This window comes from Streptomyces sp. NPDC001781, assembly GCF_053596035.1.
Window position 1 is genome coordinate 106,841 of sequence record NZ_JBSFFI010000016.1, and the last position, 21,811, is coordinate 128,651.

The window sequence follows — 21,811 nt, forward strand, 5'->3', positions numbered from 1 at the left end:
CTGGCGCCGTAAGAAAAGACTAAGGACGGGGTGCGCCCGCCCTCGTCCTCCGCGGGGACGAACCCTCCCCGAGCCCTTCTACGGAGGTACCCCTAGGGGTGCTCCACCGACGGGTGGAGTCCTTCTCAGGGTCGTGTCCACCCCCGGCCCCGGCCGGCCTCCACCCTTGACGCCGCGTCAGGCCTCCCTGCCGGCCCCTAGGCACCACCCACGTCACTGCGCGGCGGCACGCCCCGTCAGCTCGGTCAGCCGGTCGCGCACCCGGCTCGTCTGGTCCTGCACGTCGTCCCAGGTGTCGCTGTGTTCGCGCAGGACGCACTCGGTCTCGCGGGCGATGCACTCCGCGCGGAGGCGGGCCCCGGCGACGATCTCGGCGGCACGCGCGCGTGCCTCGTCCTGGCGGTGCCGCGTCCGGACGGCCGCCTCCTCCAGCGCCCGTCCGGCGGCCGCGAGTCCGGCCTCCGCGCGGGCGGTCCGCCGGGCGAGGCGGGCCTCGGCGGCCGACTCCCGCTTTGCGCGAGCGTGTTCGGCCGCCGCCCGGCGCTCCGCCTGTTCGGCCTCCAGCACGGCGGGCAGCGCGGCGGCGCGGGCGCGCGCCTCGCGCAGGAGCGCGAGGGCCTGCCCGCGCAGTTCCCGCACCTCGCGCCGGGCGCCCACCCGCACCCGGTCGGCCTCGGCACGCGCTTCGAGCAGCAGCCCTGCGGCCTCGTCCTCCGCCTGCGCGCAGCGCGCCCGCGCGGCCTCCCGCACGGCCCGTACGGCGGCGGCCGCGTCCTGCTCGGCCCGCGCCACCTCGTGCCGGGCCCCCTCGTGCGCCGCCTCGCGCACCGCGCGGGCCTCCTCGCGCAGCAGCCCGAAGGCGTACCGGGCGCGTTCGCCGAGGGTGCCGTACTCCTGCGGGGCGAGTCCCGCGGCCGTCTCCCGGAGCCGCGCGGTGTCGGTCTCCATCCGTGCGGCCAGGACGGTCAGCCGGGCCACGCGCTCCCAGGCGGCGTCCCGGTCGCAGGAGAGCGCCGCCAGGAACGCGTCGACCTGGTCGGGGCGGTAGCCGCGCGGTGTCCTCGCTGTGCCGCTCACCTTCGGACCCCTCTCCGCCGGACCTGCCCGACAGGACGATTTCCCGCATATCTTGCCAGTCGCATCACACCTGCTCATAACGTGACACTCCGCGGACATCGCTTGGGCGGATACGAACGGGAAACGCCAAGAAGCCCTTCACCCGAACCGGTGAAGGGCCCCTTGTCCGTCAGGCGGCGTCCACTAGAGCAGGCCGTCCCACATCTGCTCCAGCAGCACCGACCACCAGCTCTCCGGCGACGCCAGCGCGGCCGGGTCCAGGGCTGCCAGCTGGGCCTGGAAGTCGACGGTCCAGCGGGCCGCCTGCTCCTGGTTCAGTCCGTACCGCAGCCGCCACATGCGGCCCAGCAGCGCCAGGCAGCGGGCGAACTCCGGCAGCCCGGAGTTGACGAACTGCGGCGGCACCGGCGCCCCGCCCGGCCCGCTCTCCACGGGCACGGCCACGATGTTCGCGGTGCCGTACTGCACGCAGATCGCCTTGCCGAAGTCGGTGCCCATCACCAGGTAGGAACCCGCGTCCGAGGCCGGGGCCACCCCGCGCTCGGCCGCCAGTTCCGCCAGCGTCGGTACCGGACGGCCCGGCTGTGCCTGCGCCCAGAAGAACGGGCCCATGTCCAGCGGGAGTCCGGCCACCACCAAGGTGTGCGCGACGACCGGCGGCACGCCCTGCCGGGCCACCGCCTGCTGCTCGAACCGGTACACGCCCGGACCGAACACCGCCGCGAGCTCCTGCGCCACGCCCTCGGGCGGGATCGGCTGCACGGGCTGCACCTGAGGCAGCGGCGCCCGCACCGGCCCGGGCCGCGCGGGACCGTCCGCGACCTGGTGCAGCTCACCCTGGTGAGCCAGCAGCTCCTGCATGCCCTCCTGCCGGCTCGCGTGGTCCGTGCCGTAGGGCGCGATGGACGCGATCCGCGCCTGCGGCCACTGCTCCCGGATCATCCGCGCGCAGTAGGCGCCCGGCAGTTCGCAGGACTCCAGCTCGGTATGCAGCTCCAGCACCTGGTCCGGCGGCACGTTCATCGCGCGCAGCTCGTGGAAGATCTGCCATTCCGGGTGCGGGGTGCCGGGTGCGGAGCGCCGGATGAGCTGCTGTTCCGAGCCGTCGTGGGCGCGGTAGCGCAGCACCGCCTGGTAGCCGGGGCCCACCATGGGCTGTCCCTGCGGCGGATACCCGTACGCGCCCGGCTGCCCCGGCACCGGCGCGGCGGGCGGAGGCATCGCGCCGGGGGGAGGCACGGCACCGGCCGGGGGCGGCATCGCTCCCGGCGGCGGCATGGCACCGGGCGGCGGCGCCGGCACGCCCTGCGGCGGCCGGCCCGCGTGCGGAAGCGGCTGCGGCGCGGGCGGCGGGCCGGGCGGCATACCGGGTACCGGCGGCATCCCGGCCTTCGGCTGGGTACCGGGCGCGGAGGGCGTACCGGGGGCGGACGGCGGCGGGGGAACACCGGGCCCGCCGGGCGAGGGCGGGGACAGCACGGTCTCCGCGTGGTGCACGGCACCGGGCGCGCGGGCGGGCCGGGGCGGAGCCGGGGCGCCCGGCGGCTGCGGTGCCGCCTGGGGGCCGGGGAGGTCGTCGAGCGAGGACACCAACTGCGTCGGTACGTACCCCTCGGCGGCCCCGCCCGGCTGGGCGCCCGCGCCCGGAGTGCCGGGGGCGCCCGGCGGGTGCGGGAGGGCACCAGAACCACCGCGCGGCCTGCGGGGCGGCGGGGCGGCCTTGCTGGTCGCGGCGTCGGCGATGTCCCCGGCGTGCGGCGGCAGCGGCCGGGCCGGGGGCGCACCGGGGCCCGGGGCGGGCTTCCTGGTGTCGTCCACCGCGGGTGCGACGGCCGTGGGCGGGAGTTGGCTGCCGCCCGACATCAGCGCCGTCTTGGCGTCCGGCGCGGCCGCGGGCGGAGGGGGGGTGCGGTCGTGCACCGGCGGTGCGAACACCGTCGCGGGCAGCGGCACCGAGCGGTCCTCGCCGTCGGCGTTGGTGTCCGTACCGGACCACGGGGTGTCCCCGTCGCGGCGTTCCTCCTCCGCCTCGCCCTTGGCGGCGGGCCAGGCGGCCCCGCTGTCCGGGGCGGCGGGCATGCCGGCCTGCGTCCGGGCGAGCCCCGGGGAAGAACCCTGAGCCGGCACCGGGGACGCACCCTGGCCGGCTTCCGTGTCCGCACCCTGACGCCGGTCCGGGATGCCCAGCTTGTCCGCGGCCTCCTGCAGCCACTCCGGCGGACTCAGCAGGAACGAGGTCTGGTTGAGGTCCACCCGGGCGGCGGGCGGCACCGGTGCCGCGTCCTCGACGTCGTCGGGGCGGCCGTACAGCTCCTCGTACCGGCGGATGACCTCGCCGACCGGCAGCGCGGGCCACAGCGTGGCCTCTCCGCTGTCGCGCGCGATGACCAGCCGCTGCCCGCCCGCGTCGGAACGCGGGCCGTCGGCCCGGTCCTCGCCCCACACCACGAACCCGAGGTCGAACTCCCGCACCCGCACCTCACGGTGCTGGTACGCCGGGACGTCCCCGTTGATCCACTCCTCGCCGCGCTCCTGCGCGCGCGCAAACGTCACCATGACCCGGACCTCACTCCCCCGCCGGCGCCGACGCCGCGGACACCGGGACGGCGTGCGCGAAACCGCCGTCCACCATCAGACTCGCCACCGCGTCCAGCTCCGGCGGATCACCGGCCAGCCGGGACAGGAACGCGTCGAAGTCGTCTCCGCAGGGCAGCAGCAGCCGCTCCACGCGCTCCGCCGCCGACCACGACGGGTCGGTGTCCCGCACGTCGTCGTAGGCGCAGAACCACACCGAACCGGCCCGCTCGCCCTTCACCTTCACCGCGACCAGACCGCCCTGGACGAACACGACGCCCAGGTAGTCCTTGGTCAGGTGGTCGCGCAGGCACTTGTTCACGTACACGAGGTCGTTGACCGCGGCCTCGTCGCGGACGGTGAAGAACGGCTGGTCCAGCAGCAGGCCCAGCTCCGCGTCGAGCGCGGCACCCACCGGGGCACAGCCGCCGGCCGCCTTCAGGAACGAGCGGTAGGCGCCCGGCAGCCGGTAGCCGAGGTCCTCCTCGATGCCCTGGACCTGCGACTCCGTCACCGCGATCCCGGACTTGGGGAGCGCGAAGTGCGCCGGGCGCGTCTCGTTCAGCGGGCGGGTGCCGCGCTTGGCGTGGTCCACCACCGCCGTCGCCACCCCGCCGTGGTGCCGCAGCAGCGCCTTCACCTCGACCGGGATCAGCTCCAGCCGCCGGGAGTTCGCCACGTGGTGCCACGTCCAGCCGTGCGGCGTCGCCACCTCCGGCACCGTGTCCCACAGCTCGTGCCCGGACGCCGCGAGCACCGCGTTCGCCGACACGTAGTCCGTGAGCCGCAGCTCGTCGACGCCGAACCCCTCCGGAGGCTCCGCGATCTCGGCCGCCGCGCGCGCGTACGGCGCGAAGTCGGGATGACCGTGCTCGTCGATCCGCACCCCGCGCGGATGGCGGGCCGCCCGCACCGGGTCCGGGAAGTGCACGACCTGCCCGGCATAGGCCGCGTTCGGCGGCGCGGCTTCCTGCCCGAGCCGACCTGTCGTCATGGCGGTTGCCCCCTGCGGCACTCTGTACGAGCCGGGACGCCCCGACCCGTATCCGACTGTCTTCAACGTCACCGACGCCCTTGTCCGCGCCCGGCGCGGTGCCGACAGCCTATGCGGTACACGTGTGGCGGTCACCGGCCCACCGGACCCCGGCCCTCCGCCCCGCCCCCTCGAACGCTCCCGCGAGAGAGCGTCAGGTGTGTGACCAATCGTCACCGCACGTGACGGCGCAACCCTGCCCTGGCGTGTCGCACCGCCCCAGCTTCCGCAGCCGCCACGGCATTTGGCACTCTGTGTCCTCCGGGCGAGGGCCCAGGGGGAGGGAAGACGATCATGAACACGATGCCGACCGGAGGTACCGACGTGCGGGCCGGCGACCCCCGCATCGGCTGGAGCGACAGCACCGAACCTCCCGCCCCCGTCCTGCTGCACCGCCGCGACGGCATCCTGCCCGCCGTGGCCGCCGCCCTCTCCGTACGCGGCACCACCCTCACCGGCACCGCCGCCCGCGGCGACCAGCCCACCCCCCTGCACCACCTCGTGCAGGACTTCCTCGACACCCTCACCAGCGGCCAGCGCGACCGCTTCACCGGCCGGTGCGCCGAGACCATCCTCATCTCCCGGCACCTCACCGCCGTCGACGCCGCCCGCAGCAGGCGCTCCGCCCGCCGCCCCATGACCAACGGCGAAGCCCGCAGGTCCCTGAAGCACGCCAAGCTCACCGCCCGCCGCATACGCGAGGACGGCGACCCGCTGCACGGCAGCTTCGCCACCCCCTGCCGCGCCTGCGCCGCCCTCAGCGCCCACTTCGGCGTCCGCGTCGTCGACCCGGCCACCACCGGCGGCTGACCCCGCCCCGCCGGGCCCCGAAGCCAAGCTCACCAGCACGACGACCGATATCGACAGGGCAGATGCACCCAGACCGCACCTCATCCCCCAGGCTCACCGCACCCCACGGGCCCGGCGGCACCACACCCCGCTTCCCCGGCGCCGTAGACAACGCGCTGCGCACCGCGGGCTGGCACCCCGGCCGCTGGGACATGAAGCAGGCCGAGATCTGGGCGGACACCCTGCGCGAACACCTCTCCCCCGCGGGCCACCGGCACGCCGTCTTCCCCGCCGCCGTCGAAGCCTGGGCCGAGTTCGGCGCACTCCGCGTCACCCCCACCGGCACCGGCCGCCAGATCGCCCCCGCCAACCTCCACCTCGACCCGCTCCAGGGCCTGCACCTCGCCCGCACCCTCGGCGACCTCGGCCGCGCCCTCGGCACCGAGCTCAGCCCGCTGGGCGAGGAGACCGACACCGCCGCCCTCCTCGCCATCGACACCCAGGGCCGCGTCTACACCCTCGACCACACCGGCGACTGGTACCTCGGCCCCGACATCGACCACGCGCTGACCGCACTCGTCGCCGGCACCCAGCCCGTCCGCCTCACCACCGGCTGACCCCCGCCGCACCCTTCACCGCGAACACCCACCGGTTGGCCGCCAGCGCGTCGACCGGCTCCGGCCGCGGCCCCCGCCCGTACCGGCGGACATGGTCGTACGGCGTCCCCACCTCGGTCCGCCACCCCCGGCCCGCCAGATCCGCCGCCGAATCCGGACGCGGATCACCGTCGAACAACGCCGGCAGATCCACCCCGAGCCGCTCCCGCGCCTCCGCGTACACCGGGCTCTCCCGCACCGCACGGGCCTCCCGCAGCAGCTTCACCTCGTAACCGAGCATGCTGCCGGGCGCGCTCAACCCGTCCACGACCGCCACGAGGCGGCGTTCCACGGCCGCGGGGAGATACAGCAGCAGCCCCTCCGCCAGCCACGCCGTCGGCAGCCCCGGCCGCAGACCGGCACCCAGCAGCGCCCCCGCCCAGTCGCCCCGCAGATCCACCGGCACCGGGACCCGGCCGGCCGACGGCACCGCACCCGCCTCCGCCAGCACCCGGTCCTTGAAGCCGAGCACACCGGCACGGTCCACCTCCCACACCGTGCTGCCCGGCGGCCAGGCCAGACGGAACGCCCGCGTGTCCAGACCCGCCCCCAGCAGCACGAACTGCCGGGTCCCGGCCCGCCCCGCCGACCGCAGCGCATCGTCCAGCACCCGCGTCCGCAAACCGAAGTACCGCGCCAAACGCCCCCACACCGGATCGGCGTCCCCCCGCGGCACCTCCTCCAAGGACACCGGCCACCGCGCCGACACCGGCGCCGCCCGCACGAAACACTCCGCGTACGGATCACGCGCCAGCGCGTCCGGACGGCGCGCCTCGATCGCCCGCGCCGCCGCCACCAGCAGCGCGGTCACCCCTACCCCCGCGTCCACCCCGAAGTCACCGGCACCGGAACGGCCGGCCGAACCGACGGTCGTGATGATTCCTCCTCGGTCGAGGGATACGCGGCCCACAACTCCGGGTCCGCACGCGTCGTCAGCCGGGCCCCGTACACGCGCCGCATGAAGGAGAGAACCACCGGCTCCGGCAGATGCAACGGCGTCGTGCAGTCGGTCAGCACCGACACCTCGAACCCCTTCTGGAACGCCGTCCGCGCCGTCGAATCCACACACACATCGGTGAACACCCCCGCGAACACCAGCCGCACCACCCCCCGCTCCCTCAAATACCCCTCGAACCCCTCCGCCAGGAACGCGTCGAAACACGCGTACTTGGTGAACACCCGCTCCCCCGCGGCCGGCACCACCCCGTGGAACTCGGCGCCCCCACTGCCCGACACACACTTCGCCCGCTTGCCCAGCGCCACGTCCCGCCGCCGCCAGCTCGGCCCCTGATGCCCGACATCCCCCAGGAACCGGACGAAGACCACCTCCACCCCGGCCGCCCGCGCCTGGTCCACCACCCCGGCCGCGGCCCCCGCCGCATCCGCCAGCACCCGAGGATCGCCGCCGTGACGGGCGGCGGCCGACGCATCGCAGAAGTCGTTCTGCAGATCGACCACCACCAGCACCACCCCGCTCACGCCCCGGCCACCAGCACGTCCACACCCGGACCCGGCACCCCCAGCCCCGCCAGCACCCCCGCCACCACCTCACCCGTCGACGCCGAACCCCCCACGTCCGCCGTGCCCACCCCCCGCACCGCCAGCCCCGCCAGCGCCCCCTCCACCGCGGCCACCGCCCCCGCACACCCCACGTGCCGCTCCGCCACGGCCGCCGCCGCCCGGATCGCCGCCACCGGATTCACCAGACCACGGCCCTCAAGATCGTCCGCCGAGCCGTGCACCGTCTGGAACTCCACCAGCCCCGCCACCTCCGGCAGCAGATGCACGTTCTCCGTGAACCGGCTCTCCTGACGCTCACCCCCGAACCGGTCCAGCAGCACCACGTGCATGATGTCCGCCCACTCGTTCCCCGCCACCACCACCGTCCGCGACGGCAACCCGTGCGCGATCAGATCCCGGTTCACCGTGTCCGGCTGGCACAACCGGATCTCCACCCCGTGCCGCTCGGCCGCCCGCCGCACCCAGTCGTCCAGCGCCCCGTCCAGCAGATGGAACTTGTACGCCATCACCACCCGCGCCGCCCCACCCCCGGGCCACACCAGCCGCGCCCGCGCCAGCGCGCAGTCGATCACCTCGTTCGTGACCCCCTCACCGAACTCCATCGTCCGCACCACACGCCCCGGCTCGTGCCGGTTCTCCCCCGTGTAGAACCCCTGCGCCTGATCCCGCACCAGCAACAGCTCCGGCGCCACCCCGCCCGGCGGACCCCCCAGCCCGTCCACCTTCACCGCACGAAGGCGCTGCCGCACCAGATACAACGACTGCGCGTTGACCGCCGTACGGAACACCGCCGACACCCCCCGGCCCGCCAGCCCCCGGCAGAACCCCTCGTAATGCGCCGCGTCCTCCTCGGTCAGCGCCGCGACCCGCTCCGGCGCCTCACCCCGCAGCGACACGTACGAGTGGTACACCCGCTCCGATCGCTCCACCCGCACCGGCACCCCGGACGCCCCCGCCAGATGCCCCAGCACCCGCTCGAAGACCCCGGCCACCTCCGCGCCCGTACCCCGCCCCACGGCGAGCCCCACCACCGTCACCCCGGACCGCCCCTCTCCCCGCCCCCTCCCTCAGACCACCGCACCCACCAGGTGGTCCCCCGGAATCCCCGCCTTGTCCGGCGCGTAGAAGTCCTCGATCCCCGCCACCCACGTCGACACCGCGATCCGGTCCTCCCCGTCCGGACCGAACGCGTCGAACAGCGCGTCGATGTTCGGGCCCGCGAAACCGATCGCCCGCATCAACGCCGTGAACAACGGCCGCTCGACCGCCCCGTCCCCGTCCGGGTCACCCAACGTCGCGAGCGCCTCCGCGAACTCCCGCACCGTCTCCGCGAACCGCTCCGGCGCCAGCACACACGCCCGGTACTCCTCCAGCGTGATCCGCCCGTCCCCGTCCGCGTCCAGCTCCCCTTCCAGCGTCTCCCAGTACCGCTGGAACGCCGCCGCCATCCGCGCCCGCGCACCCTCCCCCGAACCCTTCGCCGCCGCCGTCACCCGCGACGCCATCAGCTCGAAGTCCTCCGGGTCCAGCTGACCGTTGCCGTTCGCGTCGAACAGCGAGAACACCAGCGTCACCCGGTCGATGGCCTCAGCACGCATGACTCTTCGGACCCTTTCGTCGACTCGCGCCCCGAACCCCTCGGCACGCACCGACACACTGCGTCCGGAAAGCCCCCCGCATGCCGCACGGCGGACACATTCACCCAATGGGTGGATTCAGCACGAACCGACGAATGGACCGCGAACACGACAGAAGCGGCCACCGGGACACACCAGCCCCCGGCCCTTCGCCCGGATCAGGCCGGCTCAGAGAGCGGCACCGGACCCCGCGAACCCGACACGATCCGATCCAGAGGCCCTAAGGGCTGTCCCGTAATCCCTGGTGGATCAACGCGCGGCGTCGGATGCGGTGCATCGCAAGGCGGAGGGTCGTCCGCATACTGGGCGTATGCGGACGATCCGACAACACGGCGAGGCGCCGAAGCCGTCGTCGCGCGCCCGCCGGGGATTGCGGGACAGCCCTTAGACGGCCGGAATCACCGCCGACACCCGGAAACCCCCGGCATCCGTCGGCCCCGACACGAACACGCCCCCCAGCGCCACGACTCGCTCCCGCATCCCCAGCAGACCATTGCCCCCCGACGGCAGCCCCGCCGACGCAGACCCCGGCTCCGGCGGCGAATCGTTCTCCACCTGCATCGCGATCTCCGCCGACCGATGAGCCAGCCGCACATACGTCCTCGCACCCGCCGCGTGCTTGTGCACGTTCGTCAACGCCTCCTGCACCACCCGGTACGCCGTCTGCTCCACCTCCGCCGGATACGCACGCAGCTCGCCCTCCACCGACAGCGCCACCACCATCCCGGCCGCCGCCGACTGCCCCACCAACTCCTCCAGCTCCGACAGGCACGGACCCTCCACCACGACCACCTCGGCCTCCGCCTTCGACGCGGCCTCCGCCGCGGCCGCACCCACCGCCGCCAACGGCACCGGCACCGAAACCGGCTCCACCCGCCGCACCGCCGCCCCGGAATCCCCCGACCGCAGCACCCCGAGCATCTCCCGCAGCTCGGTCAGCGCCTGCCGGCCCATGTCCCCCACCAGCGCCGCGTTCCGCACCGCCTTCTCCGGATCCTTGCGCGCCACCGCCTGCAACGCCGCCGCGTGCACCACCATCAGACTCACCCGGTGCGCCACCACGTCGTGCATCTCCCGCGCGATCCGCGTGCGCTCCTCGCCACGCGCCCACTCCGCACGCTCCTCCGCCCGCTCCGCGAGCAACTGCAGCTCCCGCTCCAGGCTGTCCGCCCGCTCCCGCAGGCTCTCCATCAGCCGGCGCCGGGCACCCACGTACAGCCCCAGCAGCAGCGGAGGCGCCGTCAGGCCCAGCGAAGTGGTCACCGCGGCGAACGGCACGAACCAGTCACCCAGCGTCAGATCACCGCGCGCCATGTCCTGGCGCACCCGCACGAACGTCACGATCATCGTGCCCACCAGCGACATGCCCGCCAGCGCCACGATCACCCGGCGCGGCAGCTCGCACGCCGCCAGCGTGTACAGGCCGACGATGCCCAGCAGCAGGCCCATCTCGGCAGGCGTCACCGCGACCGCCACCAGCACCACGGCCACCGGCCACTTCCGGCGCACCAACAGCACCGAACCCGCCAGCAGCCCGAACACGACACCGAGCCACACCGGCACGCCCGCGTCCCGCGCGAACGGCACTCCCTCCGCGCCGCACTCCATCGCCGACGCCAGCGCCAGGCCGACGTCCAGCGCCGCACCGCGCCGCCTCTCCCACCACCACGGGCCGGTCGGCGCCCTGGTGTGGTCTTCCCCCGTCGTGGTCATGCCCTCCAGCCTACGGGCGCCCCCGGCGGCGTTTCCGGTGACTTTCCTCTACCCGCCCGGACCACGGCACCCTCCGTCACTCGAACTACTGAACTCCGCCGCACGAGCCCCCGGAGTCCCGCATTCCGCCCGGACGATATGCAAATGGCACATTCACCAGGCAAAACCTCCAAGTGCGCCGACCTCGAGGACCTCCGCGCCCGGGCCGTCGCCCTCCGCCGCCAGGGCATGAGCCTCCGCCGGATCCGCGACCACCTGAAGATCTACAACAACGACCTCCTCAACCGCCTCGTCCGCGGCGAACCGGCCCCGGAGTGGACCAGACGCCCGAACGCCAAGGACGACCTCCGGGAGGAAGCGAGGGAACTTCGCCGCCAGGGCCACACCTACGACCAGATCCAGCTGAAGCTGGGATGTTCGAAGAGTTCGATCTCGCTCTGGGTGCGGGATCTGCCCAAACCGGAGCGTCGGGACCCCTCGGAGCAGGCGAAGCTGGCGTCCCGTAAACGGTGGGAGCACGAACTGGCCGTACGCGACGAGAGCCGCCGACGGAGCAAGGCGGACGCGCGGGCGGAGATCGGCGCGCTCTCCGGCCGCGAGCTGTTCATCGCGGGGATCGCTCTCTACTGGGCAGAGGGAAGCAAGGACAAGCCTCACGCTCGCCGCGAGCGTGTCGTCTTCATCAACAGCGACCCCGGGGTGATCCGCGTCTTCTTGGCCTGGCTCGACCTGCTCCAGGTGCCGCGCGAGGATCTCGGTTTCCGCGTGATGATCCACGAGTCGGCCGATGTGGCGGCCGCCGAGACATACTGGGCCGACCTCGTCGGGGCGGACGGCGGCGCGTTCACGAAGACGACCCTGAAGCGGCACAACCCGAAGACGGTCCGGAAGAACACCGGCGAGGGGTACCGGGGATGCCTGGTCGTCAGCGTGCGCCGAAGCGCGGAGCTGTACCGTCGCATCGAGGGCTGGTGGTGCGGCATAGTAGGGGCTGCCACCACGACCGATCTTCCGAATCGGACATAAAGGCAATCCCAGGTCGTCTAAGGGCAAGACGTCAGATTTTGGTTCTGATCATGGGGGTTCGAGTCCTCCCCTGGGAGCAACTTGCTCAGTTCGGGTCCCGACCGGTACGCACCCCCGGCGGGACCCGCTCTCATGTCCGCCGAAAGACCCCCCGGTATTCTGCCGCCAGTCACCACCTCTCCCCAGAGCCGAAAGGCAACTCCGTGAGCGCCATTCGCCCGGCAGCCGTCGTCGTTCTCGCAGCGGGTGAGGGCACCCGTATGAAGTCGGCCACACCGAAGGTCCTGCACCAGATCTGCGGCCGCTCCCTGGTCGGCCACGTACTGGCCGCCTCCCGTGAGCTGGACCCCGCCGAGCTGGTGGTCGTCGTCGGCCACGCCCGTGAGCAGGTCGCCGCGCACCTCGCCGGGATCGACCCCGAGGTCCGTACGGCCGTGCAGGAGCAGCAGAACGGCACCGGGCACGCGGTGCGGATGGCGCTGGAGGAGCTGGGCGGCCCGGTGGACGGCACCGTCGTGGTGGTCTGCGGCGACACCCCCCTGCTGACCTCGGACACGCTGGCGGCCCTCACCGGCACCCACCAGGCGGACGGCAACGCCGTGACCGTGCTGACCGCCGAGGTCCCGGACGCGACCGGTTACGGCCGGATCGTGCGGGACGCCGCGAGCGGCGCGGTGACCGCGATCGTGGAGCACAAGGACGCGACCGACGAGCAGCGGGCGATCGTCGAGATCAACAGCGGCGTGTTCGCCTTCGACGGCCGGCTGCTGGCGGACGCGCTGAAGCAGGTGCGCACCGACAACAGCCAGGGCGAGGAGTACCTGACGGACGTGCTGGGCATCCTGCGGGCGGCCGGGCACCGGGTGGGCGCGTCGGTGGCGGGTGACCACCGGGAGATCGCCGGGATCAACAACCGGGTGCAGCTCTCCGAGGCCCGCCGGACGCTGAACGACCGTCTGCTGACGGCGGCGATGCTGGACGGCGTGACGGTGGTGGACCCGGCGACGACGTGGGTGGACGTGACGGTCGGCTTCGGCCGGGACGCGGTGGTGCACCCGGGCACGCAGCTCACCGGTGCGACGCGGATCGGGGAGGGCGCGGAGGTCGGCCCGAACAGCCGCCTGAACGACACGGTGGTGGGCGCGGGCGCGCGCGTGGACAACACGGTGGCGGACGGCGCGGTGGTCGGCGAGGACGCGACGGTGGGCCCGTACGCGTATCTGCGGCCCGGTACGCGGCTGGGTGTGCGGTCGAAGGTCGGCACGTACGTGGAGACGAAGAACGCCTCGATCGGTGAGGGGACGAAGGTTCCTCATCTGTCGTACGTGGGGGACGCGACGATCGGTGACTTCACCAACATCGGCGCGGCGAGCGTGTTCGTGAACTACGACGGTGAGAGCAAGCACCACACGACGGTGGGGTCGCACTGCAAGACCGGTTCGGACAACATGTTTGTGGCTCCTGTCACGGTCGGGGACGGCGCTTACACCGGCGCGGGGTCCGTGATCACGAAGGATGTGCCGCCCGGTGCGCTGGCCGTGGCCCGTGGTCAGCAGCGGAATATCGAGGGCTGGGTGGCTCGTAAGCGTCCCGGGAGCGCGGCCGCGAAGGCGGCGGAGACGGCGTCCCGGCCGGGCGTGGACGAGGGCTGAGGGAAGGCTCGTCGGAAACGGCTGCGTCAAACACGGCGTACCGTGATAAGTGCACAACCGCACCCCTACCAGCCGATTCGGCCCTCTCGTGCCCCGTCGAGAGGTCGCTTGGCCGGCGGCTGGCTGAGAACCTCTGAGGAGACAGTGCTGTGACCGGGATCAAGACGACCGGCGAGAAGAAGATGATGTTCTTCTCCGGCCGCGCCCACCCCGAACTTGCCGAGGAGGTCGCTCACAAGCTCGGTGTGGGGGTCGTCCCGACGAAGGCGTTCGACTTCGCCAACGGTGAGATCTATGTGCGTTATCAGGAGTCGGCGCGCGGCGCGGACTGTTTCCTGATCCAGAGCCACACGGCGCCGATCAACAAGTGGATCATGGAGCAGTTGATCATGATCGACGCGCTGAAGCGGGCGTCGGCGCGCTCGATCACGGTGATCGTGCCGTTCTACGGGTACGCCCGGCAGGACAAGAAGCACCGTGGCCGTGAGCCGATCTCGGCGCGCCTGATCGCGGACCTGATGAAGACGGCGGGTGCGGACCGCATCCTGACCGTGGATCTGCACACGGACCAGATCCAGGGCTTCTTCGACGGTCCGGTGGACCACCTGTTCGCGTTGCCGCTGCTGGCGGACTACGTGGGCGCGAAGGTGGACCGGTCGAAGCTGACCGTGGTCTCGCCGGACGCGGGCCGGGTGCGGGTGGCCGACCGCTGGTGCGACCGGCTGGGCGCGCCGCTGGCGATCGTGCACAAGCGCCGGGACAAGGACGTGGCGAACCAGGTCACGGTGCACGAGGTCGTCGGTGAGGTCGAGGGCCGGGTGTGTGTCCTGGTCGACGACATGATCGACACGGGTGGCACGATCTGCGCGGCCGCGGACGCGCTGTTCGCGCACGGCGCCGAGGACGTCATCGTGACGGCGACGCATGGTGTGCTGTCGGGTCCGGCGGCGGACCGGCTGAAGAACTCGCGGGTGAGCGAGTTCGTGTTCACCGACACGCTGCCGACGCCGGGTGAGCTGGCGGCGGACCTGGACAAGATCACGGTGCTGTCGATCGCCGGGACGATCGCCAGCGCGGTGCGTGAGGTGTTCGAGGACGGTTCGGTGACGAGCCTCTTCGACGAGCAGTGAGGTTTCTGCGGTCCCTCTGAAGGGGCAGCGGAAGATCCTTTTTGGGCGCGGCCCCCTTGCCGAGTAGACTGCGACAGTTGCTCGGCGAGGGAGGCCGCGCTCGTGTTTTCACGGGTGCCGGTTGTCCGTTATCGACGCGCTCTTCGTAGCAGGCCGTTCGTGGCCGGGTGACCTCCCCACTCTCGACTCCGCTCGAGCGGGGGACCCCCACCGTCTCCACCTGTACGAGGAGTGATCCGCATGTCCGAGGTCAAGCTCGCCGCCGAGTCCCGCACCGAGTTCGGCAAGGGTGCCGCCCGTCGCATCCGCCGTGACAACAAGGTTCCCGGTGTCCTCTACGGTCACGGTTCCGAGCCGCTGCACCTGACCCTGCCGGGCCACGAGCTGCTGCTGGCGCTGCGTACGCCGAACGTCCTGATCGCCCTGGACATCGACGGCAAGACCAACGAGCTGGCGATCCCGAAGTCCGTGCAGCGCGACCCGCTGAAGGGCTTCCTGGAGCACGTCGACCTGCTGCTGGTCAAGCGTGGCGAGAAGGTCACCGTCGAGGTCCCGGTCGTCGCCGAGGGCGAGCTGGCCCCGGGCGGCAACCTGCTCGAGCACGTGCTGAACGCGCTGCCGGTCGAGGCCGAGGCCACCCACATCCCCGAGTCCCTGACGGTGTCCGTCGAGGGCCTGGAGGCCGGTGCCTCCATCCAGGCGAAGGACATCGAGCTCCCCAAGGGTGTCTCGCTGGCCGTCGAGGAGGACGCCGCCGTCCTGCAGGTCCTGGCCGCTCAGGTCGAGGAGCCGGCTGAGGACGAGGCCGCCGAGGACGCCGAGGGCGAAGAGTCCGCCGAGGCCTGAGCCTCACCGGCTTGAATCATCCGTCAGCCGTCGTCCCCGTTGTCCGGGGGCGGCGGCTGGCGCATATCGAGGAGAGTGGCTCGTTGAGTACCCCCGCAAACGCCCCCTGGCTGGTGGTCGGGCTCGGTAATCCGGGGCCGGAGTACGCGATGAACCGGCACAACGTCGGTTTCATGGCGGTGGATCTGCTCGCGGAGCGGATCGGTGGGAAGTTCAAGCGTGCGGGCAAGGCGCAGGCGCAGGTGCTGGAGGGCCGGATCGGTCCGGTGGGTCCGGCGAACCGGCGGGTGGTCCTGGCCAAGCCGATGTCGTACATGAACCTGTCGGGCGGTCCGGTGAACGCGCTGCGGGACTTCTACAAGGTGCCGCTCTCGCAGGTGGTGGCGGTGCACGACGAGCTGGACATCGACTACGGCGCGCTGCGGCTGAAGCTGGGCGGCGGCGACAACGGGCACAACGGCCTGAAGTCGATGACGAAGGCGATGGGCCCGGACTACCACCGGGTGCGCTTCGGCATCGGCCGTCCGCCGGGCCGGATGCAGGTGGCGGACTTCGTTCTGAAGGACTTCGCCTCCGCCGAGCACAAGGAGCTGGCCTACTTCGTGGACCGTGCGGCGGACGCGGTGGAGTGCCTGGTCGCGGAGGGGCTGGAGCGGGCTCAGTCGGCGTACAACTCGTAGCCTCGGGGGAGGTCGGCGAGACCCCGGAGTTGACCTGCCGTAGGGGTATGGCCAATGATCCCGGCCATGCCTGCTGCCTCCGCCAGTTCCGCGCGTTCGGGGTCCGTCGTCCGGACGGGCCGGGTCGTGGTCGCGGGACTGTTCGCCGCGTTGATCGTGTTCGCCGGGGCGTGGGGGTCCTGGGGGACCGCGCAGCACGCGATGCTGCCCAAGGGGCGCGAGCGCGGCACGCTGGCGGTGACGGACTGTCTGTCCCGGCGCTGCGAGGGCAGGTTCGAGCCGCTGTCGCCCGGCGCCACCCCGCGGCCCTCGGTGCGGATCGAGCGGTCGGTGGTGGTGCGCGAGGGGCACCGTTACGACGTCGTCCTCGAACCCGGTACGGACGTCGCCGTGCGCGCGGGTGTCCCCGGTGTCCTGCTGGCCTGGCTGCCGCTCGGCGGGGCGCTGCTGCTGGCCTCGGTGGTGGTCGTGGGCGGCATGCGGATGTCCCGGCCGGCCTGGGTGCTGGGGCTGGCGGGCGCGGCCCTGCTGACGGCGGCCTTCGTCCTGTCCTGAGGATGGGGTTCCCGACACGGCGGTGCCCCCGGAACCGTGGAGTTCCGGGGGCACCGGCGTGCGGGCGGGGTGTCAGCCGGTGTTGCGCAGGCCCGCCGCGACGCCGTTGACGGTGAGCAGGAGGGCGCGGCCCAGGGTCGGGTCGGGCTCCTCGCCGGCGGCGGCCGCGTCGCGCTGGCGCTTGAGCAGGGCGACCTGGAGGTAGGAGATCGGGTCCAGGTAGGCGTCGCGAATGCTCAGGGTCTGCCGCAACTCGGGCTGGGCGGCGAGGAGTTCGTCCTCACCGGTGATGCGCAGCACCTCGGCGACGGTCAGCTCGTGCTCGGCCTTGATGGTCTCGAAGACGTGCTTCAGCTCGTCGGGGACGAGGGTGTCGACGTAGTGCTGGGCGATGCGCAGGTCGGTCTTGGCGAGGGTCATCTCGACGTTGGAGATGAAGTTCCGGAAGAAGTGCCACTGTCCGTGCATCTCGCCGAGCACGGTGTCCCCTTCCTGGCGCAGACCGGCCTCGCGCAGGGCCTTGAGGCCGGAGCCGACGCCGAACCAGCCGGGCACGATCTGCCGGGACTGGGTCCAGCCGAACACCCACGGGATGGCGCGCAGGCCGTCGAGCGAGACGCCCGAGCCGGGGCGGCGCGAGGGGCGCGAGCCCAGGTGCAGCTCGGCGAGCTGGTCGACCGGGGTGGAGGCGAGGAAGTACGTCGGGAGGTCGGGGTCCTCGACGAGCCGGCGGTAGGCGGCGTGGGCGGCGTCGGAGACGACGTCCATGGCCGCGTCCCAGCGGGCGAGTGCCTCGTCGGACTGGCGGGGCGCGGTGTGCAGGGCGGACGCCTGGAGGGTGGCGGCGACCGTCAGCTCCAGGTTCTCCCGTGCGAGGGAGGGGATGAGGTACTTGTCGGAGATGACCTCGCCCTGCTCGGTCACCTTGATCTCGCCCTCCAGGGTGCCCCAGGGCTGGGCGAGGATCGCGTCGTGCGAGGGGCCGCCGCCGCGGCCGACGGTGCCGCCGCGGCCGTGGAAGAGGCGCAGCCGCACCCCGTAGCGGTGGGCGACGTCGCGCAGCCGGCGCTGGGCGCGGTGGATCTCCCACTGGCTGGTGGTGATGCCGCCGAACTTGGAGGAGTCGGAGTAGCCGAGCATGACCTCCTGGACGTCCCCGCGCAGCGCGACCAGGCGCCGGTAGGACGGGTCGGAGAGCATGTCCTCCAGGATGGTGTCGGCGGCCTTCAGCTCGTCGGTGGTCTCCAGCAGCGGCACGATGCCGATCCTGGCCCAGCCGGCGTGCAGGTCGAGCAGTCCGGCCTCACGGGCGAGCACGGTCGCGGCGAACACGTCGTCGGCGCCCTGGCACATCGAGATGATGTACGACTCGACGACCTCGGGTCCGAAGACCTCCAGCGCGCGCTTGACGGTCTGGAAGACGCCGAGGGTCTTGGCGGCGGCCGCGTCGACCGGGGCCGGGGTCGGGGCGAGCGGGCGGCGCGAGCGCAGCTCCTTGGCGAGCAGCTTGGCGCGGTACTCGCGGGGCATGTCGGCGTAGCGCCAGGACTCCTCGCCGAGCCGGTCGAAGAGCTGGCCGAGGGCGTGGTGGTGGGCGTCGGCGTGCTCGCGGACGTCCATGGTGGCGAGCTGGAGGCCGAAGGCGGCCAGGGTGCGGATGACGCGGTCGATGCGGCCGTCGGCGAAGAGGGCGCCGCGGTGCTCGCGCAGGGAGGTCTGGATGATCCGCAGGTCGGCGAGGAGTTCGGCGGTGCCGAGGTAGTCCCGGCCGTCCTCGTGGGGGGTGTTGCGGGCCAGGCGCTGCTTGGTGTTCTCCAGCTTCTGCCGGATCGCGGTGGCCTTGAGCCGGTAGGGCTCCTCGGCGTTGAGCCGCTTGTAGCGGGGGCTGATCTCCGGCAGGCGCTCCAGGTCGGCCTCCAGGGAGTCCAGGAGCTCCCGGGTGGCGCCGGCGTAGCGGATGGAGTTGGAGAGCAGCCCGCGGAGCTGGTCGATCGTCTCCAGCGCGTCGTTGATGCCGTGCTCGTGCTGGAGGATCAGGACGTCCCAGGTGACCTGGGGGGTGACGTTGGGGTTGCCGTCGCGGTCGCCGCCGATCCAGGTGCCGAAGGTCAGCGGGCGGGTGTCGGGCGGCAGGGTGACGCCGACCCGCTCCAGCTCGGCGGTGAGGTCCTCCAGGACGTCCCCGACGGCGTCGGCGTGCAGCTCGTCCAGGTAGTAGATGGCGTTGCGGGCCTCGTCGGTGGGCTCGGGGCGGACCACGCGCAGTTCGTCGGTCTGCCAGACGAGGTCGATGTTCTCGGCGAGCCGTACGTCGTGGCGGCGGCGGTCGGAGTCGATGACGGGGGTGTCCAGGAGTTCCGCGATCCGGCGCAGCTTGTTGAGCACGGAGCGGCGGGCGGCCTCGGTGGGGTGGGCGGTGAAGACCGGACGCACGTTGAGGTTGCGGACGGTGTCCCGCAGGTGCTCGGGGTCGGCGTCCTTGAGCCGGTCGGCGGTGCGGGAGAGCAGGCCGCCCTCGGTGGCGCGGCGGGCGCGCAGCTCGCGGCCGCGGTGCACCTGCTCGGTGACGTTGGCGAGGTGGAAGTAGGTGGAGAAGGCGCGTACCAGCTTGGCGGCGGTCTCCAGCTCCGTGCCGCGCAGCAGCTCGGCCGCCGCCTCGCCGTCCTCGCGGGTGAGGCGGCGGACCTTCTCGACCAGTTCCAGCAGCTCGGGGCCCTCCTGGCGGACGAGGGTCTCGCCCAGGAGATCACCCAGACGCCGGATGTCGGCGCGCAGCGCCTGGCCGTTGGTGGTGGTCTGGTCGTCGACACTGCTCACAGGTGCGGCTCCTTGCGGTGTTGAAGCTCATCCGGCGGGAACCCGGACACCCATCCATCACGCGGCAAAAGCCGCATACCGGCCGGAACGTCCGGGAAGTAAACAGAGCGGACCGCGCTGTCCGACCACCTCCAAGGATAGGTGTCCCGGCGGACGCGCAGGATCTCGGGCTCTTGCCGCCGACCTGACCGCTGCCATACTTACGACGCCGTAGGTTACGGAACCGTAGGGACGTGCCGTCCGTTCCGTACCTGTCCGGCACTCCCTCGACCCCCGCCCTCGACCCCACAGGGGACGCGCATGACCTCGAGTAGTTCCGATGTGATCGACGAAGTCCGCACGGATGGCGCCACCGCCACGCTGGGCGGTGACCAGAAGCGCTCGATCGAACAGATCGCGCTCCTGGTGTTCATCGTCGTGCCGTTCCTGGCCCTGCTGGCGGCCGTGCCGCTGGTGTGGGGCTGGGGCGTGAGCTGGCTCGACCTGGGCCTGCTGGTGTTCTTCTACTTCCTGGGGTGCCACGGCATCACGATCGGCTTCCACCGCTACTTCACCCACGGCTCCTTCAAGGCGAAGCGGCCGCTCAGGATCGCGCTGGCGATCATGGGGTCGATGGCGGTGGAGGGGCCGCTGGTGCGCTGGGTCGCCGACCACCGCAGGCACCACAGGTTCTCCGACGCCGAGGGCGACCCCCATTCGCCGTGGCGGTTCGGGGAGACGCTCCCCGCGCTGATGAAGGGCCTGTGGTGGGCCCACATCGCCTGGATGTTCGACGAGGAGCAGACCCCGCAGGAGAAGTACGCGCCGGACCTGGTCAGGGACCCGGCCATGCGGGCGATCTCCCGGCAGTTCGCGCTGTGGACGGCCGTCTCGCTGCTGCTGCCCCCGCTGATCGGCGGGCTGGCGACGATGTCCTGGTGGGGCGCCTTCACCGGGTTCTTCTGGGGTTCACTCGTACGGGTGGCCCTGCTGCACCACGTGACGTGGTCGATCAACTCGATCTGCCACGCGGTGGGCAAGCGCCCGTTCAAGTCCCGCGACCGCTCGGGCAACGTGTGGTGGCTGGCCGTGCTGTCCTGCGGCGAGTCGTGGCACAACCTGCACCACGCCGACCCGACCTCCGCCCGGCACGGGGTGGAGCGCGGGCAGATCGATTCCTCGGCCCGCCTCATCCGCTGGTTCGAGAAGCTCGGCTGGGCCTATGACGTGCGCTGGCCGTCCCGTTCGCGCATCGATTCCCGCCGCACCGACGACGACGGTTCCTCCCGGCGCGGGAAGGCCGCCGCGAAGGCGGCATGATTGACGGCGTGGCGACCGACTCCAGCAGCACCTCGAGCAACGACAAGACGCGGCGGACCCGCCGGACCCGGATGACCGGTGCGGAGCGCCGCCAGCAGTTGCTGGAGATCGGCCGGACCCTCTTCGCGGCGAAGGGCTTCGAGGGCACGTCGGTGGAGGAGATCGCGGCCAGGGCCGGGGTGTCCAAACCGGTGGTGTACGAGCACTTCGGCGGCAAGGAGGGGCTGTACGCGGTCGTGGTGGACCGGGAGATGCGGTGCCTGCTGGACATGGTCACCGGCTCGCTGACCGCCGGCCACCCCCGTGAGCTGTGCGAGCAGGCCGCGTTCGCGCTGCTGGACTACATCGAGGAGCACACGGACGGCTTCCGCATCCTCGTCCGCGACTCCCCCATCCCGCAGTCCACGGGTTCCTTCGCCTCGCTGATCTCCGACATCGCCACCCAGGTGGAGGACATTCTGGGCCGCGAGTTCAAGAGCCGCGGCTTCGACCCCAAGCTCGCCCCGCTCTACGCCCAGGCCCTGGTCGGCATGGTCGCCCTCACCGGGCAGTGGTGGCTGGACGTCCGCCGCCCCAAGAAGGCCGAGGTCGCCGCCCACCTGGTCAACCTCGCCTGGCACGGCCTGGACGGCATCGAGCAGAAGCCCCGGCTGATAGGGCACCGCAAGAACTAGGGTCTTCGTTCGGATCCGGCCGGATCAGGCACCGGCCCCTACGCGCCCGGCACGATCCGGACGGAAGACCCGGCGCCGTGTCCCGGTCCGGTCCCCGCGAGCCGGCCGGGCGGCGCGGGCCCGTGGACGCGT

General features: G+C 72.5%; 19 protein-coding genes and 1 tRNA gene. 11 read left to right on the forward strand and 9 right to left on the reverse strand.

Annotation, left to right across the window (positions count from 1 at the left end; translation table 11 throughout):
* Positions 1–213: 213 nt before the first annotated feature.
* The 3 genes from ACWCV3_RS17155 to ACWCV3_RS17165 all read right to left on the reverse strand — a co-directional run bounded on the left by ACWCV3_RS17155 (position 214) and on the right by ACWCV3_RS17165 (position 4,645).
* Positions 214–1,077, reverse strand: a complete 864-nt coding sequence (locus tag ACWCV3_RS17155) for a cellulose-binding protein (RefSeq protein ID WP_451224082.1) — start codon at positions 1,075–1,077, stop codon at positions 214–216.
* A gap of 183 nt (positions 1,078–1,260) precedes the next feature.
* The gene (locus ACWCV3_RS17160; RefSeq protein WP_451224084.1) at positions 1,261–3,633 is read right to left on the reverse strand and encodes an SUKH-4 family immunity protein; all 2,373 of its coding nucleotides are present in this window, start codon (positions 3,631–3,633) and stop codon (positions 1,261–1,263) included.
* A 10-nt stretch (positions 3,634–3,643) separates the two neighbouring features.
* Positions 3,644–4,645: an SMI1/KNR4 family protein gene (locus tag ACWCV3_RS17165; protein ID WP_451224087.1), complete on the reverse strand. Its 1,002-nt coding sequence runs from the start codon at positions 4,643–4,645 to the stop codon at positions 3,644–3,646.
* 333 nt (positions 4,646–4,978) lie between these two features.
* On the opposite strand from ACWCV3_RS17165, the gene ACWCV3_RS17170 reads away from it, so the two are divergent.
* On the forward strand, positions 4,979–5,494 hold the full coding sequence (locus tag ACWCV3_RS17170) for a YwqJ-related putative deaminase (RefSeq protein WP_451224089.1): 516 nt from the start codon (positions 4,979–4,981) through the stop codon (positions 5,492–5,494).
* Between the two features lie 62 nt (positions 5,495–5,556).
* Positions 5,557–6,090, forward strand: coding sequence for an SUKH-3 domain-containing protein (locus tag ACWCV3_RS17175; RefSeq protein ID WP_451224092.1), 534 nt, complete (start codon positions 5,557–5,559; stop codon positions 6,088–6,090).
* On the opposite strand, the gene ACWCV3_RS17180 is transcribed toward ACWCV3_RS17175, so the two are convergent.
* The 5 genes from ACWCV3_RS17180 to ACWCV3_RS17200 form a co-directional block, all read right to left on the reverse strand.
* Positions 6,077–6,958, reverse strand: coding sequence for an SAM-dependent methyltransferase (locus tag ACWCV3_RS17180; protein ID WP_451224095.1), 882 nt, complete (start codon positions 6,956–6,958; stop codon positions 6,077–6,079). The two genes, ACWCV3_RS17175 and ACWCV3_RS17180, sit on opposite strands and share 14 nt — an antisense overlap.
* Entirely contained in the window at positions 6,943–7,608 is a 666-nt protein-coding gene (locus ACWCV3_RS17185) for a cysteine hydrolase family protein (protein WP_451224098.1), read from the reverse strand. The genes ACWCV3_RS17180 and ACWCV3_RS17185 overlap by 16 nt, the downstream gene beginning before the upstream one ends.
* Positions 7,605–8,687: an isocitrate/isopropylmalate family dehydrogenase gene (locus tag ACWCV3_RS17190; protein ID WP_451224101.1), complete on the reverse strand. Its 1,083-nt coding sequence runs from the start codon at positions 8,685–8,687 to the stop codon at positions 7,605–7,607. The genes ACWCV3_RS17185 and ACWCV3_RS17190 overlap by 4 nt, the downstream gene beginning before the upstream one ends.
* A 30-nt stretch (positions 8,688–8,717) precedes the next feature.
* Complete coding sequence (locus ACWCV3_RS17195) at positions 8,718–9,248, reverse strand: EF-hand domain-containing protein (protein ID WP_451224104.1); 531 nt, start codon at positions 9,246–9,248, stop codon at positions 8,718–8,720.
* Positions 9,249–9,671: 423 nt separating this feature from the next.
* Positions 9,672–11,000: a sensor histidine kinase gene (locus ACWCV3_RS17200; RefSeq protein WP_451224106.1), complete on the reverse strand. Its 1,329-nt coding sequence runs from the start codon at positions 10,998–11,000 to the stop codon at positions 9,672–9,674.
* A gap of 144 nt (positions 11,001–11,144) precedes the next feature.
* Between ACWCV3_RS17200 and ACWCV3_RS17205 the strand changes: the two genes are divergently transcribed.
* The 7 genes from ACWCV3_RS17205 (at position 11,145) to ACWCV3_RS17235 (ending at position 16,889) form a co-directional block, all read left to right on the forward strand.
* On the forward strand, positions 11,145–12,026 hold the full coding sequence (locus ACWCV3_RS17205; protein WP_451224109.1) for a hypothetical protein: 882 nt from the start codon (positions 11,145–11,147) through the stop codon (positions 12,024–12,026).
* Positions 12,027–12,032: 6 nt separating this feature from the next.
* Positions 12,033–12,103: transfer RNA gene (locus tag ACWCV3_RS17210), tRNA-Gln, on the forward strand.
* A gap of 126 nt (positions 12,104–12,229) precedes the next feature.
* Entirely contained in the window at positions 12,230–13,678 is a 1,449-nt protein-coding gene (glmU, locus tag ACWCV3_RS17215) for a bifunctional UDP-N-acetylglucosamine diphosphorylase/glucosamine-1-phosphate N-acetyltransferase GlmU (RefSeq protein WP_451224112.1), read from the forward strand.
* Between the two features lie 149 nt (positions 13,679–13,827).
* The gene (locus ACWCV3_RS17220) at positions 13,828–14,808 is read left to right on the forward strand and encodes a ribose-phosphate diphosphokinase (RefSeq protein ID WP_389006642.1); all 981 of its coding nucleotides are present in this window, start codon (positions 13,828–13,830) and stop codon (positions 14,806–14,808) included.
* 240 nt (positions 14,809–15,048) lie between these two features.
* Entirely contained in the window at positions 15,049–15,654 is a 606-nt protein-coding gene (locus tag ACWCV3_RS17225; RefSeq protein WP_451224115.1) for a 50S ribosomal protein L25/general stress protein Ctc, read from the forward strand.
* An 83-nt stretch (positions 15,655–15,737) separates the two neighbouring features.
* On the forward strand, positions 15,738–16,334 hold the full coding sequence (gene pth, locus ACWCV3_RS17230; RefSeq protein ID WP_451224118.1) for an aminoacyl-tRNA hydrolase: 597 nt from the start codon (positions 15,738–15,740) through the stop codon (positions 16,332–16,334).
* Between the two features lie 66 nt (positions 16,335–16,400).
* Positions 16,401–16,889, forward strand: a complete 489-nt coding sequence (locus ACWCV3_RS17235; protein ID WP_451224121.1) for a hypothetical protein — start codon at positions 16,401–16,403, stop codon at positions 16,887–16,889.
* 72 nt (positions 16,890–16,961) lie between these two features.
* Here the strand turns inward: ACWCV3_RS17235 and ppc are convergent, their stop codons facing one another.
* Positions 16,962–19,706, reverse strand: a complete 2,745-nt coding sequence (ppc, locus tag ACWCV3_RS17240; RefSeq protein WP_451224124.1) for a phosphoenolpyruvate carboxylase — start codon at positions 19,704–19,706, stop codon at positions 16,962–16,964.
* Positions 19,707–20,006: 300 nt separating this feature from the next.
* Between ppc and ACWCV3_RS17245 the strand changes: the two genes are divergently transcribed.
* Positions 20,007–21,005 carry an acyl-CoA desaturase gene (locus tag ACWCV3_RS17245; protein WP_451224127.1) on the forward strand — a complete coding sequence of 333 codons (999 nt, stop codon included), beginning with the start codon at positions 20,007–20,009 and terminating at the stop codon, positions 21,003–21,005.
* Positions 21,002–21,679: a TetR family transcriptional regulator gene (locus ACWCV3_RS17250; protein WP_451224130.1), complete on the forward strand. Its 678-nt coding sequence runs from the start codon at positions 21,002–21,004 to the stop codon at positions 21,677–21,679. The genes ACWCV3_RS17245 and ACWCV3_RS17250 overlap by 4 nt, the downstream gene beginning before the upstream one ends.
* Positions 21,680–21,811 lie beyond the last annotated feature (132 nt).

What these genes read in the sequence shown, in the direction of transcription:
- ACWCV3_RS17200 (WP_451224106.1), bottom strand. Translation starts at nt 11,000, where the DNA reads ATGACCACGACGGGGGAAGACCACACCAGGGCGCCGACCGGCCCGTGG.
- ACWCV3_RS17165 (WP_451224087.1), bottom strand. Translation starts at nt 4,645, where the DNA reads ATGACGACAGGTCGGCTCGGGCAGGAAGCCGCGCCGCCGAACGCGGCC.
- ACWCV3_RS17225 (WP_451224115.1), top strand. Translation starts at nt 15,049, where the DNA reads ATGTCCGAGGTCAAGCTCGCCGCCGAGTCCCGCACCGAGTTCGGCAAG.
- ACWCV3_RS17245 (WP_451224127.1), top strand. Translation starts at nt 20,007, where the DNA reads ATGACCTCGAGTAGTTCCGATGTGATCGACGAAGTCCGCACGGATGGC.
- ACWCV3_RS17205 (WP_451224109.1), top strand. Translation starts at nt 11,145, where the DNA reads ATGGCACATTCACCAGGCAAAACCTCCAAGTGCGCCGACCTCGAGGAC.
- ACWCV3_RS17160 (WP_451224084.1), bottom strand. Translation starts at nt 3,633, where the DNA reads ATGGTGACGTTTGCGCGCGCGCAGGAGCGCGGCGAGGAGTGGATCAAC.
- ACWCV3_RS17170 (WP_451224089.1), top strand. Translation starts at nt 4,979, where the DNA reads ATGAACACGATGCCGACCGGAGGTACCGACGTGCGGGCCGGCGACCCC.
- ACWCV3_RS17195 (WP_451224104.1), bottom strand. Translation starts at nt 9,248, where the DNA reads ATGCGTGCTGAGGCCATCGACCGGGTGACGCTGGTGTTCTCGCTGTTC.
- ACWCV3_RS17250 (WP_451224130.1), top strand. Translation starts at nt 21,002, where the DNA reads ATGATTGACGGCGTGGCGACCGACTCCAGCAGCACCTCGAGCAACGAC.
- ACWCV3_RS17235 (WP_451224121.1), top strand. Translation starts at nt 16,401, where the DNA reads ATGCCTGCTGCCTCCGCCAGTTCCGCGCGTTCGGGGTCCGTCGTCCGG.
- ACWCV3_RS17175 (WP_451224092.1), top strand. Translation starts at nt 5,557, where the DNA reads ATGCACCCAGACCGCACCTCATCCCCCAGGCTCACCGCACCCCACGGG.